Source organism: Sphingomonas caeni (assembly GCF_026013415.1).
Classification (GTDB): Bacteria; Pseudomonadota; Alphaproteobacteria; order Sphingomonadales; family Sphingomonadaceae; genus Sphingomonas; species Sphingomonas caeni.
The window spans coordinates 449,134-463,591 of sequence record NZ_JAPDOK010000002.1 but is presented as its reverse complement, the minus strand read 5'-3'; the positions used below and the strand labels follow the sequence as shown (position 1 = coordinate 463,591).

At 68.3% G+C, this 14,458-nt stretch carries 15 protein-coding genes; 3 read left to right on the top strand and 12 right to left on the bottom strand.

The window, feature by feature from the left end; genetic code table 11:
- Window positions 1-40 precede the first annotated feature (40 nt).
- Both OF829_RS06985 and OF829_RS06980 read right to left on the bottom strand, forming a co-directional pair.
- Window positions 41-262, bottom strand: a complete 222-nt coding sequence (locus OF829_RS06985) for a DUF7336 domain-containing protein (RefSeq protein WP_264939260.1) — start codon at window positions 260-262, stop codon at window positions 41-43.
- Window positions 263-267: 5 nt separating this feature from the next.
- Window positions 268-1,275, bottom strand: a complete 1,008-nt coding sequence (locus OF829_RS06980; protein ID WP_264939259.1) for a fumarylacetoacetate hydrolase family protein — start codon at window positions 1,273-1,275, stop codon at window positions 268-270.
- Window positions 1,276-1,364: 89 nt separating this feature from the next.
- On the opposite strand from OF829_RS06980, the gene OF829_RS06975 reads away from it, so the two are divergent.
- Window positions 1,365-4,355 carry a PAS domain-containing protein gene (locus tag OF829_RS06975; RefSeq protein WP_264939258.1) on the top strand — a complete coding sequence of 997 codons (2,991 nt, stop codon included), beginning with the start codon at window positions 1,365-1,367 and terminating at the stop codon, window positions 4,353-4,355.
- Between the two features lie 6 nt (window positions 4,356-4,361).
- Here the strand turns inward: OF829_RS06975 and OF829_RS06970 are convergent, their stop codons facing one another.
- Together OF829_RS06970 and OF829_RS06965 are read right to left on the bottom strand one after the other, a co-directional pair.
- Window positions 4,362-5,231, bottom strand: a complete 870-nt coding sequence (locus tag OF829_RS06970) for a hypothetical protein (protein ID WP_264939257.1) — start codon at window positions 5,229-5,231, stop codon at window positions 4,362-4,364.
- Complete coding sequence (locus OF829_RS06965; RefSeq protein ID WP_264939256.1) at window positions 5,228-5,437, bottom strand: helix-turn-helix transcriptional regulator; 210 nt, start codon at window positions 5,435-5,437, stop codon at window positions 5,228-5,230. Before OF829_RS06965 ends, OF829_RS06970 begins: the two co-directional genes overlap by 4 nt.
- 215 nt (window positions 5,438-5,652) lie before the next feature.
- Between OF829_RS06965 and OF829_RS06960 the strand changes: the two genes are divergently transcribed.
- On the top strand, window positions 5,653-6,942 hold the full coding sequence (locus tag OF829_RS06960) for an adenylosuccinate synthase (RefSeq protein WP_264939255.1): 1,290 nt from the start codon (window positions 5,653-5,655) through the stop codon (window positions 6,940-6,942).
- A 72-nt stretch (window positions 6,943-7,014) separates the two neighbouring features.
- Here OF829_RS06960 and OF829_RS06955 read toward each other — a convergent pair whose 3' ends face one another.
- The 6 genes from OF829_RS06955 to OF829_RS06930 form a co-directional block, all read right to left on the bottom strand.
- Window positions 7,015-7,203, bottom strand: a complete 189-nt coding sequence (locus OF829_RS06955) for a hypothetical protein (protein ID WP_264939254.1) — start codon at window positions 7,201-7,203, stop codon at window positions 7,015-7,017.
- 300 nt (window positions 7,204-7,503) lie between these two features.
- Window positions 7,504-8,571 carry a chorismate synthase gene (gene aroC / locus OF829_RS06950; protein ID WP_264939253.1) on the bottom strand — a complete coding sequence of 356 codons (1,068 nt, stop codon included), beginning with the start codon at window positions 8,569-8,571 and terminating at the stop codon, window positions 7,504-7,506.
- Between the two features lie 126 nt (window positions 8,572-8,697).
- Entirely contained in the window at window positions 8,698-9,501 is an 804-nt protein-coding gene (gene fabI / locus OF829_RS06945) for an enoyl-ACP reductase FabI (protein ID WP_319951538.1), read from the bottom strand.
- Window positions 9,498-10,451, bottom strand: a complete 954-nt coding sequence (locus tag OF829_RS06940) for a YihY/virulence factor BrkB family protein (RefSeq protein WP_264939252.1) — start codon at window positions 10,449-10,451, stop codon at window positions 9,498-9,500. The genes fabI and OF829_RS06940 overlap by 4 nt, the downstream gene beginning before the upstream one ends.
- 6 nt (window positions 10,452-10,457) lie before the next feature.
- Entirely contained in the window at window positions 10,458-11,381 is a 924-nt protein-coding gene (locus OF829_RS06935) for a DnaJ C-terminal domain-containing protein (RefSeq protein WP_264939251.1), read from the bottom strand.
- A gap of 3 nt (window positions 11,382-11,384) precedes the next feature.
- A complete protein-coding gene (locus OF829_RS06930; protein ID WP_264939250.1) occupies window positions 11,385-12,056 on the bottom strand; it encodes a glutathione S-transferase family protein in 672 nt (223 codons plus the stop codon).
- A 111-nt stretch (window positions 12,057-12,167) separates the two neighbouring features.
- On the opposite strand from OF829_RS06930, the gene OF829_RS06925 reads away from it, so the two are divergent.
- On the top strand, window positions 12,168-12,776 hold the full coding sequence (locus OF829_RS06925) for a response regulator (RefSeq protein ID WP_264939249.1): 609 nt from the start codon (window positions 12,168-12,170) through the stop codon (window positions 12,774-12,776).
- On the opposite strand, the gene OF829_RS06920 is transcribed toward OF829_RS06925, so the two are convergent.
- Together OF829_RS06920 and OF829_RS06915 are read right to left on the bottom strand one after the other, a co-directional pair.
- Window positions 12,748-13,698 carry a CorA family divalent cation transporter gene (locus OF829_RS06920; protein WP_264939248.1) on the bottom strand — a complete coding sequence of 317 codons (951 nt, stop codon included), beginning with the start codon at window positions 13,696-13,698 and terminating at the stop codon, window positions 12,748-12,750. The two genes, OF829_RS06925 and OF829_RS06920, sit on opposite strands and share 29 nt — an antisense overlap.
- Window positions 13,695-14,456, bottom strand: a complete 762-nt coding sequence (locus OF829_RS06915; protein WP_264939594.1) for a precorrin-2 dehydrogenase/sirohydrochlorin ferrochelatase family protein — start codon at window positions 14,454-14,456, stop codon at window positions 13,695-13,697. The genes OF829_RS06920 and OF829_RS06915 overlap by 4 nt, the downstream gene beginning before the upstream one ends.
- Window positions 14,457-14,458: the final 2 nt, after the last annotated feature.

Here is a 14,458-nt window from a genome sequence, read left to right as displayed (position 1 = left end):
CCGACGGCTATTGGATCGAGGTCAATGACTTGAAGAAGGCCTAATAGGAGAAGAAGCCTTCGCTCCAGGCATCGTGATTGAGTTCGTAACGATCGACGAGAAAGCCGTCGGGATGGTCGCGAAATCCCTCAAAGCCTAGCTTGCGCTGCCTTGCGGCCTCGGCTGCTTCCGGGCTGTCATAGACCCCGATCAGCTTGTCATTGGTCTCGCCGTCGCCGCGATCCCGCGAATGCCACAGGAGATAGACGAACCGGCTGTCCATACGGATCAGCCCGCCACCACCGTCTGCTCGATCGTCCCGAAGATTGGGTGGTGCTTGTCGTCCTCGGCCCAGATGCGCACCGTGTCGCCGGCCTTGAGGAAGGGCGTTTCCGCTGCCCCGCGCAGGATCGTCTCGACGGTGCGGACCTCGGCCAGGCACGAATAGCCCACCCCACCCTCGGCGATCGGCTTGCCGGGACCGCCATCCGCATCGCGGTTCGAGACGGTGCCCGATCCGATGATCGTCCCCGCGCCCAGATTCCGCGTCTTCGCCGCATGCGCGATCAGCACCCCGAAATCGAAGGTCATGTCCTCGCCCGCCTCGGCGCGGCCGAAGGGTTTGCCGTTGAGATCGACCATCAGCTTGCGATGGAGCTTGCCGTCCCGCCACCAATCGCCAAGCGCATCGGGGGTGACGAACACCGGCGAAAAGGCGCTCGCCGGCTTGGACTGGAAGAAGCCGAACCCCTTGGCGAGCTCGCCCGGGATCAGGTTGCGCAGCGACACATCGTTGGTGAGCCCCACCAGCCGCACGCTGGCAAGCGCCTCGTCGCGCGACGCACCCAGCGGCACGTCGCCGGTCACCACCACCACTTCGGCCTCGAGATCGCAGCCCCAGCTCTCGTCGGCGAGCGGGATCGCGTCGCGGGGACCCAGGAATCCGTCCGATCCGCCCTGATACATGAGCGGATCGTGCCAGAAGCTCTCGGGCATCTCGGCGTTCCGCGCCTGCCGCACGAGCGCGACATGGTTCACGTACGCGGAGCCATCGGCCCATTGATAGGCGCGCGGCAGCGGCGCCGCGGCCTGGCGCTCGTGGAAGCGCAGCATCGGGATCGCCTCATGCTCAAGGTCGGTCTGGAGGTTGCGCAGATCGCCCTCGACCCAGTCCCAGTCGTCGAGCGCCGCCTGCAGCGTCGGCGCGATCGCGCTCGCATCGGCGCACCAGGCGAGATCGTTCGAGACGACGACGAGCTTGCCGTCGCGGCCGTGCTTCAGGCTGGCCAGTTTCATGCGTTACTTCCTCTCGCCCCTTCCATAGCCCGGTGCGCGCGCAAGTCGAGGCGGTTGACAGCCCGAACGGCACCCCTAACCGTGGCCGGATGGCTGAGGGGCTCCCCTTCCTGGATCATGGCGGTGAGGCTGGCCGCACGATCGCCGCGCACAATTGGTCGAACCACCCGCTCGGCCCCGCTGCCGATTGGCCCGCGCCGTTGCGATTCGCGCTCGGCATGGCGCTCGGTTCGTCCTTTCCCTCCGCCATCTATTGGGGTCCCGAACTCCGCCTGTTCTACAACGACGCCTGGATCGGGGTGCATCCGGACCGCCACCCGCGCGCGCTGGGCCTCACGCCCGCGGAGGTCTGGGGGGAGTCGTGGGACGCGGTCAAAGGCCAGTTCGACGAGGTGCTCGGCACCGGCGCCGGCATCGCCCGGGTCGATCAGGCCTTCATGCTCGACGGCGCGGAAACCTGGTGGAGCTACAGCATCACCCCGATCCGCGACGAGAATGGCGCGGTCCTCGGCGTGTTCAACCAGGGGCATGAGACCACCCGCGCCGTCCTCGCCGAACGCGAGCGCAGCCGCCAGTCGCAGATCGAGGCGGCGCTGCTCGAGAGCGAGGAACGGCTCGAACTCGCGCTCCATGCCGCCACCGGCATCGGCAGCTGGGACTGGAGCGCCGAGACCGGCAGGGTGACGGGCGACCTGCGCTTCGCCGAACTGTTTGGCATCGATCCCGAGCGCGTCGCCGCGGGCGGGGCGTTCGACGAGGTGATCGCATTGCTCCATCCCGACGATCGCGCGGTGCTGCGCGACGCGGTCACCGCCGCGGTCACCGGCCGTACCCCGCTCACCGCCGAGTTCCGCGTGGTGCGCCCCGATGGCGCGATCCGCTGGGTGTTGACCCAGGGCCGCGTCATCTATGGCGCCGAGGGGCAGCCGCTGCGCTTCCCCGGCGTCAGCTTCGACATCACCGAGCGCAAGGCCGCCGAGGAAGCCGCGCGCACCACCGCGCAGGAATTGCGCCGCGCGACCGAGGCGCAGGCCTTTCTCCACGCGCTTGCCGAGCGCCAGCGCGCGCTCGAAACGCCCGCGGCGGTCATGCGCTTCACCGCGGCGGCGCTGGCGCGGCGGATCGGCGCGGACCGGGTCGGCTTCTATCGGGTGATCGATGGCGGGATCATCCATTTCGGCCCCTGCTACGCCTCGAACGGGCTCGCCGTCTTCACCGGGACGATGCCCGCCGAACGGCTGGGCGAAACCGCGCTCGATCATTATCGCAGCGGCCGCACGCTGGTGGTCAACGGCACCGCTCGGGATCCCGCGTTCAAGGACAGCAGCATCGTCGAGCATTCGGCCTCGGCGATCGGCGTGCCGCTGCTGCGCGGGGGGAGCTGGGTCTCGACGCTCTACGTCAACCAGCTGAGCCCGCGCGACTGGACCCCCGAAGAGACCGGCTTCATCGAGGCCGTCGCCGAGCTCTCCTGGGACGCGGTCGAGCGCATCGGCACGGCGGTGGCGCTCAAGGAGAGCGAATCGCAATTCCGCGCGATCGCCAATTCGATCGACCAGATGGTCTGGTCGACCCGGCCCGACGGCTATCACGATTATTATAACGACCGCTGGTACGAATATACCGGCGTGCCGCACGGATCGACCGATGGCGAGGCGTGGAACGGCATGTTCCATCCCGAGGATCAGGAGCGCGCCTGGGAGGTGTGGCGGCACAGCCTCGAAACCGGCGAGCCCTATCATATCGAATATCGGCTGCGGCGCCGCGACGGCGCGTATCGCTGGGTGCTCGGCCGCGCGCAGGCGGTGCGCGACGGCGACGGCGCGATCACGCGCTGGTTCGGCACCTGCACCGACATCCAGGAAATCATGGACGCGCGCGAAGTGCTTTCCCGGTCGCGCGAGGAGCTGGAGCGCGCGGTGCTCGAACGCACGCGCCAGCTGAGCACCGCCGAGGCCCAGCTGCGCCAGGCGCAGAAGATGGAGGCGGTCGGCCAGCTGACCGGCGGGATCGCGCACGACTTCAACAATATGCTCGCGGTGGTGATCGGCGCGCTCGACCTGCTCGAACGGCGGATCGCGCAGGGCCGCACCGATGTGGAGAAATATGTCACCGCCGCGCGCGACGGCGCCACCCGCGCCGCGGCGCTCACCCAGCGGCTGCTCGCCTTTTCGCGCCAGCAGCCGCTCGCCCCCGCCCCGGTGGACGTCAACCTCACCGTGATGGGGATGCTCGAGCTGCTCGTCCGCACGATCGGCGAGGAGGTCAGCGTCGAAACCCGGCTGCCCGATGAGCTGCGCCTCGCCTTGGCCGATCCGGGGCAGCTCGAAAATGTCCTGCTCAACCTCTCGGTCAACGCGCGCGACGCGATGCCCGGCGGCGGCGTGCTGACGATCGAGACGAGCAATGTCACGCTCGACGAGGATGAGGCGAGCGGGGTCGGGATCTCGCCGGGCGATTATGTCCAGATCGCGGTGCGCGATACCGGGGAGGGGATGCCGCCCGACGTCGCCGCGCGCGCCTTCGATCCCTTCTTCACCACCAAGGGGGTGGGCAAGGGGACCGGCCTCGGGCTCAGCCAGGTGTTCGGCTTCGTCCGCCAGTCGGGCGGACATGTCGCGCTCGAATCCGAAGTCGGAAACGGCACGACGGTGCGCGTCTACCTCCCGGTCCATGAAGGCCCGCTGCCCGAGGCGCAGGCCCCGGCCGAGCGCCCCAGGCTGCCGCGCGGGGCCGCGCACGAGGCGGTGCTGGTGGTCGAGGACGAAGACCGCGTCCGCGCCTGGTCGGTCGAGGCGCTGCGCGAGCTCGGCTATACCGTGGTCGATGCGCATGACGGTCCAGCGGCGCTCAGGCTGATCGAGGGCGGGCAGCGCGTCGACCTGCTCTTCACCGATATCGTCATGCCCGAAATGACCGGCCGCGAACTCGCCCGGCGCGCGGCCGTGCTCATTCCCGGCCTGCGCACCCTCTTCACCAGCGGATACAGCCGCGAGGAGGCGGGATCGGGCGACGTCCTCCCCAAGCCCTTCGCGCTAGACCAGCTCGCGCACCGCGTCCGGGCGGCGCTCGACGCCTGAGCCCCTTCAGCGCGTGAGCAGCCTGCGCCGGCCCAGCACGATGAAGCTCGCCGCGAACAGCAGGATGACGAACAGGGTCAGCCAGTCGAGCGGCGCCGGCGCGGCCACGAAGCCCAGATGCGCCAGGATCGCCCAGCCGCTGCCGAGCACCCAGATCAGGTAGAAGGCCATGTTGCCGGTCTCATAGGACAGGGTGCGCCCCAGCTCATCCGACAGCCGCCAGCTGACGATTCCCAGCACGGCAAGGATGGCGATCAGGGCCACCGCCCCCATGAGCGCGGCCTGCGGCGACACCAGGCGGCCGGGACCGGCAAGCCCCAACACGATCAGCAACAGACCGCACGCAGCGATCCAGGTGAAGCTGCACAGAAACAGCCGCCCGCGGTCGTGCATCTCCTCGGCGACCGCCTCGTCCTCGACGAGATCGGCGCGCGTATGGACGCTCGCCAGCGCGAGCGTGCCCATGCAAGCGATCACGATCAGCGTCACGCCCGTCACGAAGGCGGCCCAGGTCGAACTGCCCATCGCGCCCAGCGCACCCGCGCCGTTCAACCGGGTGAAACCCCAGATGGCGAGCAGGAAAGCCGTGATCGCCATCACATTGTGGATCATGAAGTTGCGGAGCGTCCGCAGGTTGAGCGGCCGCTTCCGGCTGCTGAAGCCGGTCACCGCCACCGCCAGGACCAGGCTGCCGCCCAGCGTCGCGGCGAGCCGCTGCGATCCGAGCATCGCGCGGAATATCCCGACCACGCCTTCGCCGTTCACGATCAGGGCGCCGGCCCAGAGGATGAGGAAATAGACGACGGCCCCCACGCCGCTCCACGCCGCGACATTGCGCCAGGCCGGCCCGGGCATGTCCTTCGCGATGGCCATCATTCTTCCTCCGGTTCCCAATGGTCGACGAACAGCTCGGGCACGGCGACGGCGAACAGCTTCGCCATGCGCAGCGCCAGCGGCAGGCTGGGATCATATTTGTCGGTCTCGACCGCGTTGATCGTCTGGCGCGACACGCCGAGCCGCCGGGCCAGCTCGCCCTGGCTCCAGCCCTTCGCCTCGCGCAACGCCTTCAACCGGTTTTCCAAGACTGACTCCCCTGCCTGTCAAGAGCTCTTTACAGACGAGTCGGCGTGCTGTCAAGAATTCTTGACAGGCCGTAAAGCCGCTTGACCTTCGCGTCGCCCAAGGCCATTGGCCCCGCGGCTCCGGGTGCTTGCCCGGCGCAGTCCAGAAAGCCCGGCCGCCGAGTCCTGTCGAAGGGCGGCCAGGGTTCGCCCGGCAGGCGAGGACGTGCATCCAAATGGCCAATGTCGCGGTGATCGGCGCCCAATGGGGCGATGAGGGCAAGGGCAAGATCGTCGATTGGCTCGCCGAGCGCGCCGATGTCGTGGTGCGCTTCCAGGGCGGGCACAATGCCGGCCATACGCTCGTCGTCGGCGACAAGGTCTACAAGCTGTCCTTGCTCCCCTCGGGCATCGTCCGCGGCACGCCGAGCGTGATCGGCAATGGCGTGGTGCTCGATCCCTGGCACCTCAAGTCCGAGATCGAGAAGCTGCGCGGCCAGGGGGTCGATGTGACCCCGGACACGCTCAAGATCGCCGATACCTGCACGCTGATCCTGCCGCTCCATGGCGAACTCGACGGGCTGCGCGAGGATGCGAGCGGCACCGGCAAGATCGGCACCACGCGGCGCGGCATCGGCCCCGCTTACGAGGACAAGGTCGGCCGCCGCGCGATCCGCGTGTGCGATCTCGCCCATCTCGACGATCTCGGCCCCCAGCTCGACCGGCTGACCGCGCATCACGATGCGCTGCGCGCCGGCTTCGGGGTCGCGCCGATCGACCGCGCCGCCCTGCTCGATCAGCTGCGCGAGATTGCGGGCTTCGTCCTCCCCTATGCCCAGCCGGTATGGCGGATGCTCCACGAGGCGCGCGCGCGCGGGCGCCGCATCCTGTTCGAAGGCGCCCAGGGCGTGCTGCTCGACATCGATCACGGCACCTATCCGTTCGTCACCTCGTCGAACACCGTGGCGGGCACCGCCGCCGCGGGCACGGGGCTGGGGCCCAACGCGGTCGGCTTCGTCCTCGGCATCGCCAAGGCCTATACGACCCGCGTCGGATCGGGCCCCTTCCCGACCGAGCAGGATAACGAAATCGGCGAACGGCTCGGCACGCGCGGGCATGAATTCGGAACCGTCACCGGGCGCAAGCGCCGCTGCGGCTGGTTCGATTCGGTGCTGGTGCGCCAGTCGGCGGCGGTGAGCGGGATCACCGGCATCGCGCTCACCAAGATCGACGTGCTCGACGGGCTCGACGAAGTGTCGATCTGCACCGGCTACCGGCTGGGCGATCAGGTGCTGGACTATTATCCGTCGAACGCCAGCGACCAGAAGAGCGTCGAGCCGATCTACGAGACCATGGCCGGCTGGCAGGAATCGACCGCGGGCGCGCGCAGCTGGGCCGAGCTTCCCGCGCAGGCGATCAAATATATCCGCCGGATCGAGGAGCTGATCCAGTGCCCGGTGGCGCTGGTCTCGACCAGCCCCGAGCGCGAGGACACGATCCTGGTCCGCGATCCGTTCGCGGATTGAGGGTCGGGCGTGGACCGCTCCGGCCTAATGAACCGGCCCACGCCCTGTCATGAAACCTACTGAGTCATGAACCTATTGAGGCTGGGGCGACGGCGTTCCCGTCGGGCTCGGCAGCGGCGCCGGGGCGGGCGCTGGGGTCGGGGTTGAAGTCGGCGTCGGCGTGGGCTCGGGCAGCGGTGCGGTCTGCTGCGGCGGCTGGGCGAAAGCGGCGGCGGCGAAACCGCTCGCGATCAATAGTCCGGCAACGATCTTGGTACGCATAAGCAAACTCCTCGGCCCAACGGGGCAAGGACGGGCTAGCCAGCCCATGCGCCCGAGGCCAGCGCCGGACGGACAGCGCATCGCCCCGATCCACCGCCTCGCCGGGGACCGTGCATCGCTCGGGACGACTTGCAATGTTGGATTTCAACTGCTTGGGTCAGCCCGCCCGGCCGCGAGGCTCGCGCTTTGAACCGTCGCACAGAACGCGGCATGGCGCCCGGCCATTCCAACAAATGACGCAATTTCTCTGGGGATAAGGTCACCAATGACGCCGATGTGCGGGACCTTATCGCCCCGCGATCAACCGCATTGCGCCCGGTGGAGCAATTTCTGGTCCGCCAGCACCAGCGCGACCATCGCCTCGACCACCGGCGCGCCGCGAATCCCGACGCAGGGGTCGTGGCGGCCCACCGTCCGGATCTCGGTCGCTTCCCCTTCACGCGTGATCGTCTCGACCGGCGTCAGGATCGAGCTGGTCGGCTTGAACGCGACGCGCACCTTGACCGGCTGACCGGTCGAGATGCCCCCCGCAATCCCGCCGGCATGGTTGGCGAGGAATTCGGGATGGTTGGTGCCCGGCCGCATCGCATCGGCATTCTCCTCGCCCGAAAGCTGCGCCGCCGCGAAGCCGTCGCCGATCTCCACGCCCTTGACCGCGTTGATCGACATGCACGCCGCCGCGAGCTCGCTGTCGAGCTTGGCGTAGATCGGCGCGCCCCAGCCCGCAGGCACGCCCGTGGCCTCGCACGCGATCACCGCGCCCAGCGACGATCCCGCCTTGCGCGCCTTGTCGACCAAGGCCTCCCAGCGCATCGCCGCCGCCGCATCGGGGCAGAAAAAGGGATTGCGGTCGATCTCGTGCGCGTCGAAATTCTCGGGATCGATGGCGTCGTCGCCGATCGCCTCGACCCAGGCGCGGATCGAAACCTCGGGGATCACCAGCCGCGCCACGCCCGCCGCCGCGACGCGCGCCGCGGTCTCGCGCGCCGACGATCGCCCGCCGCCGCGATAGTCGCGAAAGCCGTATTTGGCGTCATAGGCATAATCGGCATGGCCCGGGCGATAGGCCTTGGCGACGTCGGAATAATCCTTCGAGCGCTGGTCGACATTCTCGATCATCAGGCTGATCGGGGTGCCGGTGGTCTTCCCCTCGAACACGCCAGAGAGGATGCGGACCTGATCGGGCTCCTGCCGCTGCGTGGTGAAGCGCGAGGTGCCCGGCCGGCGCTTGTCGAGAAAGGGCTGAAGATCCGCCTCGCTCAGCGCCAGCCCCGGCGGACACCCATCGACCACCGCGCCCAGCGCGAGGCCATGGCTTTCCCCCCAGGTGGTGAAGCGGAAGACGCGGCCGAAGCTGTTGAACGACATTAAAGCCCTCTCCCCTCCGGGGAGAGGGTTGGGAGAGGGGGAGTCGCTTTGCGCGAAAGCGAAGATGGAGCCGCCCCGACAGGCCCCTCTCCCCGGCCCTCTCCCCTGAGGGGAGAGGGAGTTTGTTCAAACCAGCGCGATGTCGGGCGCGTCCTCGGCCTTCATGCCGATGACATTGTACCCGGCATCGACATGGTGCGTCTCGCCGGTCACGCCGCTCGCCAGGTCGCTGAGCAGATACAGCCCCGCGCCGCCGACATCCTCGATCGTCACGTTGCGCTTGAGCGGCGAGTTGAGCTCGTTCCATTTGAGGATCAGCCGGAAGTCGCCGATCCCCGAAGCCGCCAGCGTCTTGATCGGCCCCGCCGAGATCGCGTTGACCCGGATATTCTCCTTGCCCAGATCGACCGCGAGATATTGCACGCTGGTCTCGAGCGCGGCCTTGGCGACGCCCATGACATTATAGTGCGGGATCACCTTCTCGGCGCCGTAATAGCTGAGCGTCAGCAGCGAACCGCCATTGGGCATCATCGCCGCGGCGCGCTTGCACACCGCGACGAACGAATAGACGCTGATGTTCATCGTCATCAGGAAATTGTCGAGGCTGGTATCGACATAGCCGCCGCGCAGCTCGTTCTTGTCCGAAAAGCCGATCGCATGGACGACGAAGTCGATCGTCGGCCATTCCTTGGCCAGCTCGGCGAAAGTGCCGTCGAGCGCGGTCATGTCGGAGACGTCGCAGTCGAACAGCCGTGCGACGCCGAGCTGTTCGGCGAGCGGGCGCACGCGCTTCTCCATCGCCTCGCCCTGATAGCTGAAAGCGAGTTCCGCGCCGTGCTCGGCCAGCTTCTGGGCGATCCCCCAGGCGAGTGAACGATCATTGGCGAGCCCCATGATCAGCCCGCGCTTGCCCTGCATGAGTCCCGTCAAGGCTCAACCTCCTGTTTCTTGGGCTCCTCTAGACCGTTCTCGGGCACTTCCGCCAGAGCGGCGTTGAGTTCGGCGCCGATCACCATGCCCAGCCCGATGATGAAGAAGAAGATCAGCGCCACCATCGCCCCCGCCAGACTGCCATAGGTGAGGTCGTAGCTGGTGAGCGAGGCGAGGATGCGGGGCAGCAGCGCGGTCGTCAGCGTCCACCACAAGGCGACGAACAGCGGTCCCGGCCATTTGGGGCATTTGGCCCTGCGGTATTTGCCCGGAGTCAGCGAGTAGAAGAGCATGTAGAGCGCGCCGAACAGCGCAATGCCGGGGGCGAGCTTGCCCAGCCACGCCAGCCGCTGCGCCTCCGAAGCCGCCGGGAAGACGCGGTAGATGAACTGTTCGACGCCGGTGAGCACCACCTGGAAGCTGAACGCGGCCATGGCGAGGATCACCGAGGCGACGATCAGCCCGATCGCGCCGAGCCGGTGGCGCCAGAAGGGCGTGCTGGTGCGCACGCCATAGGCCGCGCGCAGGATGCCGCGCAGCGTCTCGATGAAGCCCGCGGTTGTCCACAACCCCACCAGCGCGCCGAGCCACAGCAGATTGCCCGATCGTGCCGCCAGCACGTCATAGACCGGCTGGCGCAGCACCGTCGCGACGTCGGGGGGTACGGTGCGCAGGAACGCCTCGAGCGTCTGGATCCCCTCATTGGTCCCCCCGACCAGCCGCGCGACCGCGGCGGCGACGATGAAGAAGGGGAAGAGGGTAACGAGGCTCAGATAGGCGAGGTTGCCGGCATAGGTGAAACCGTCGGTATAGGTGCCGACCAGCACGCGCTTGGTGACCACCCAGAAGCGCTCGCCGATGCCGATCCAGCCGAGCCCGGTCCGGATATGCGTCCCCAGCCCGCGCCGCCGCGCTTCGGGCGATTCAGGCGAGATGTCTCCGGTCGACACGCGGGGCTAGACGCCCATCTTCGCGCGGGGGTTCCCGGCGTCGCGATCCTTCCAGCCTTCGACGAACTCGGTCAGCGCGGCATCATTCTCGGGCAGATCGACCATCAGCGTGACGAGAATGTCCCCGCGCCCGCTCGGCTTCTTGTGGAAACCGCGGCCCTTCAGGCGGAAGACCTTGCCCGAGGTCGTGCCCTTGGGGATGGTCAGCATCACCGGCCCGTCGGGGGTGGGCACCTTCACCGACGCGCCGAGCACCGCCTCGGAGAGCGTCACCGGCAGGTTGAGGCGGATATCGTCGCCGGCCCTGGTGTAGAAACGGTGCGCCTGGATCTCGATCGTGACGATCGCATCGCCCGCGCCGCCCGGCCCCTCTTCGCCCTTGCCGCCGAGCCGCATCTGGGTGCCGCTCTCGACGCCGGCGGGAAGCTTCAGGTCGATCGTCTTGCCGTCGCGCAGCGTAATCCGCTGCGGCGCGAGCCGGGCCGCGTCCTCGAAGCCGACCGCGAGCCGATAGGCGAGATTGGCTCCCTTGGGTGCCGCGCGCCGCCCGAAGCCGCCCTCGAAACCGCCGCCGCCGCGCCGCGCGCCGCCGCCGAACAGCCCCTCGAAGATATCGCCGAAGCCGCCGCCGCCGCCGAAATCCTCGGCGCGAAAGCCGTGCTGCTGCCCGCCATAGCCACCGCCGCCGAAACCGGGCGGCATGGTCGGGTTGCCGTCGGCGTCGATCTCGCCGCGGTCGAAGCGGGCGCGCTTGTCCTTGTCGTTCAGCAGGTCATAGGCCTGCGTCACCTTGGCGAAGCGCTCCGCCTTTCGCGGATCGTCCTTGTTGCGATCGGGGTGCAGCTCCTTGGCGAGCTTGCGATAGGCCTTCTTGATCTCGGCCTCGTCCGCGCCGCGTGCCACGCCAAGGGTCTGATACGGATCGGCCATGCCCTACAAATCCAGCTTCTCGTAATCGGCGGGTGGGGAGATGCCGTCCATCCGCTCGGTGAGCAAGAGCCGGAAGCTCGGCCGGCTCTTCATCCCAACGTACCAGCGTTTCGCCTGTTCATGGCTCTTCCAGTCGATCCCGCCCAGATAATCGGCAACCGAGATCTGCGCAGCCGCGGCCAGATCGGCGAGGCTCATCGTCGGTCCCGCGAGCCAGGTGCGGTGATCGAGCAGATAATCGATATAGTCGAGATGCTGGACCGCGGCCTTCATCGCCGAGCGCAGCGCGGTGCCGTCGGGCGATTGCTTGTAGACGATGCGCTTGAGCATGCGTTCGTGGAGCAGGGGCGCGGTGATGTCGCGGTAGAAATGCTCGTCGAACCAGATCACCAGGCGGCGGATCTCGGCGCGGTCGGTCGCGGTGCCGCTCAGCATCGGCGCCTTGGTCACCGTTTCCTCGAAGAATTCGCAGATCACGCTCGAATCGATCAGCGTCACGCCGCGATCGGTGTCGGCCATGACCGGGGTCTGGCCGGTCGGGTTCAGATCGATGAACTCGTCGCGCCGCGCCCAGGGGGATTCGCGCACCGGCTCATAGCCCACGCCCTTCTCGCCGAGCAGGAGCCGGACCTTGCGCGAGAAGGGGCAGAGCGGGAATTGGTAAAGCTGCCACATGGGCCCCGCTTTAGCCCGATCCTGACGCGGGTAAAGCCGCGCCAACATGGTTAACCAAACAGTGACGGCTCTGCTCTAACCTTGCGCGGCCTAAACAGGGGTTCGAGGGCGATGGAACTGGGGATCGAAGGCGGACGCTGTGGATCGGGATTGGGCCGCGCGACGCGCACTATCCTCGCGGTGGACGACAGCCGCACCAATCTGAACGTCCTCGCCACGCGGCTGGGTCATCTCGGCTATCTGGTCGTGCTGAGCGACAGCGGGGCCGAGGCGCTCGACCTGCTGACCGGGCGCGGCTTCGACCTGGTGCTGCTCGACATGACGATGCCCGAGATTTCGGGAATGCACGTGCTCCACGAGATCCGCGGCTCGCTCGACACGATCGACCTGCCGGTGATCATGGTGACCGGGCAGGGCGATCCCGCGGGCGCGGTGAAGGCGCTCGCGGCGGGCGCCGACGACTATATCGCCAAGCCCTTCGCCTTCGAGGTGCTCGCCGCGCGGATCGAGCGGACGCTGGCACGGGCATCGCGGATCGAGGCGCTCAAGCGCTCGAACCTCGCGCTCGACGCCCGCATCGCCGCGCGCGCGATCGAACTGGGCGAGGCGCGCAACGAACTGGCGACGACGCGGGCGGATCGGACACGGCTGGTCGCATCGATCCAGGCACTCCACGACGAGGTGGAACGCCTCAGTTCGGGAACCAGTGCTTTCCGATGAAATAGGCGGTGATCGCCGCTGCCATCGCGACACATGACCCGGTGATCCACCAGAACGCCTCGGGCGAATGGGTGAAGGGCAACGGCACGTTCATCCCGAACAGCCCGGTCAAGAAGGTCAGCGGCAGGAACACCATCGCCGCCACCGCAATGATCAGCGAGCGCTGATCGATCTGCTCGGAGCGCAAATCGGTGAGCGTCTCGTGCGTCAGCGCGGCGCGCTCGCGGATGCTCTCCAATTCCTCAGCCATGCGCGCGGCGCGGTCGGCGGCGGCGCTCAGATGGAGCCGGTCGTCGTCGCGGAGCCACTCGCCGGGGAGCAGTGCCAGCTTTTCGAGCGCGGCGCGCTGGGGATTGAGGAAGCGGCGATAGCCGATCGCGCGGCTGCGGGTCTCGTTGACCTGGCGGCGCAGATCGAAGGCGTGGTGGCCGGTGATCCGCTCCTCGCAATCGTCGAGCGTGTCGCCGAGTTCGGCGACGACCGGATCGAGTTCCTCGGTGATCTCCTGCGCCAGCGCCGCGATCAGGTCGCCCGGATCGAGGATCCTGCCTGCCTCGACCTGGCGCTGGACCGGATCGAGCGCGTTCAGATGCCGCCGCGTCACCGAGAAGACGCAGCCCTGATGCGCGTACATGCGGATCGAGGCGAGCGGATCGGAGGCGACCATCTGATCGGCCGAGAGCCCGCGCAGATTGATCACCGCGCCCTCGCCCACCGCGTCGCAGCGCGGGCGCGTCTCGGCGGCAGTCAGCGCCTCGACGACATAGGGCGAGAGTTCCGCCTCATCGCCCAGCCATGACTTGGCGTGATCATTGTTGGTGGTGAGATGGATCCAGACGAGCGTCCCCGGAACCTCGAGCGCCGCCTTGATCTCGGGCTGGGTGACTTGCCCGCCCTGCACCGCATAGGCGAAGCCGCTCATCGGGACATCGCCAGGTCGACGGAAAGGCCGGGGCCGCGATCGACGGGTGCCGCGGCGCAGGGCTGGCGGACGGCATCGGCGCGGGCGCGGTTGAGGATCGATTGCGGCACATCGGGACGATGGAAGATGCGATCGGCTTGGGCAAGCGCGCGCGCGTCGCGCAAGGTCAGATCGTCGGGATCGGCCGAGCGCAGCGCGATGCGCACGAAGCGCGTCTCGGGCGCCGCGCCGCCGCCCGCGAGCCACAGATCGACCGCCTCGGGATCGTGATCGGCGAGCGGATCGAGCGCGCCGCCCTCGGCCAGCGCCTCGCCGATCGCGCGGCGGCGGTCGCCGAGATCGGGCCAGCGGTCGCGGATGCGGGCCCGCGCGAGGCCGAGCGCCCAGGCGAGCTTGCCGAGCTTGACGGGGAGAATGGCCTCGATCCGTTGGCGCAGCGCCGCGGCGAGGCCGGCCGAAGCGCCGCCGGTGCTCACTGCGATCAGAACGGGGTCGCGGTCGATGATCGCGGGCAGGGTGAAGTCGCACAGCTCGGGTCGGTCGGGAACGTTGACGAGCACGCCACGCCCGCGGAGCCGTTCGACCGCCATTTCGGGTTCCGGGAGCGCCACGATGGCGAGGCTCGCCTCTTCCTCCTCGCCGACGATCCGCGCTCCCGCGCGTTCGAGCAGGCGGCGCTTGGCCTCCGCCGCTTCGCCCTCGCCGAGCAACATCACCGGCCGCCCCGCCAGTTTCACGAAGAGGGGCAGCGCGGCCATGG

What these genes read in the sequence shown, in the direction of transcription:
- OF829_RS06985 (WP_264939260.1), bottom strand. Translation starts at nt 262, where the DNA reads ATGGACAGCCGGTTCGTCTATCTCCTGTGGCATTCGCGGGATCGCGGC.
- OF829_RS06980 (WP_264939259.1), bottom strand. Translation starts at nt 1,275, where the DNA reads ATGAAACTGGCCAGCCTGAAGCACGGCCGCGACGGCAAGCTCGTCGTC.
- OF829_RS06975 (WP_264939258.1), top strand. Translation starts at nt 1,365, where the DNA reads ATGGCTGAGGGGCTCCCCTTCCTGGATCATGGCGGTGAGGCTGGCCGC.
- OF829_RS06970 (WP_264939257.1), bottom strand. Translation starts at nt 5,231, where the DNA reads ATGATGGCCATCGCGAAGGACATGCCCGGGCCGGCCTGGCGCAATGTC.
- OF829_RS06960 (WP_264939255.1), top strand. Translation starts at nt 5,653, where the DNA reads ATGGCCAATGTCGCGGTGATCGGCGCCCAATGGGGCGATGAGGGCAAG.
- OF829_RS06955 (WP_264939254.1), bottom strand. Translation starts at nt 7,203, where the DNA reads ATGCGTACCAAGATCGTTGCCGGACTATTGATCGCGAGCGGTTTCGCC.
- aroC (WP_264939253.1), bottom strand. Translation starts at nt 8,571, where the DNA reads ATGTCGTTCAACAGCTTCGGCCGCGTCTTCCGCTTCACCACCTGGGGG.
- OF829_RS06935 (WP_264939251.1), bottom strand. Translation starts at nt 11,381, where the DNA reads ATGGCCGATCCGTATCAGACCCTTGGCGTGGCACGCGGCGCGGACGAG.
- OF829_RS06930 (WP_264939250.1), bottom strand. Translation starts at nt 12,056, where the DNA reads ATGTGGCAGCTTTACCAATTCCCGCTCTGCCCCTTCTCGCGCAAGGTC.
- OF829_RS06925 (WP_264939249.1), top strand. Translation starts at nt 12,168, where the DNA reads ATGGAACTGGGGATCGAAGGCGGACGCTGTGGATCGGGATTGGGCCGC.
- OF829_RS06920 (WP_264939248.1), bottom strand. Translation starts at nt 13,698, where the DNA reads ATGAGCGGCTTCGCCTATGCGGTGCAGGGCGGGCAAGTCACCCAGCCC.
- OF829_RS06915 (WP_264939594.1), bottom strand. Translation starts at nt 14,456, where the DNA reads ATGGCCGCGCTGCCCCTCTTCGTGAAACTGGCGGGGCGGCCGGTGATG.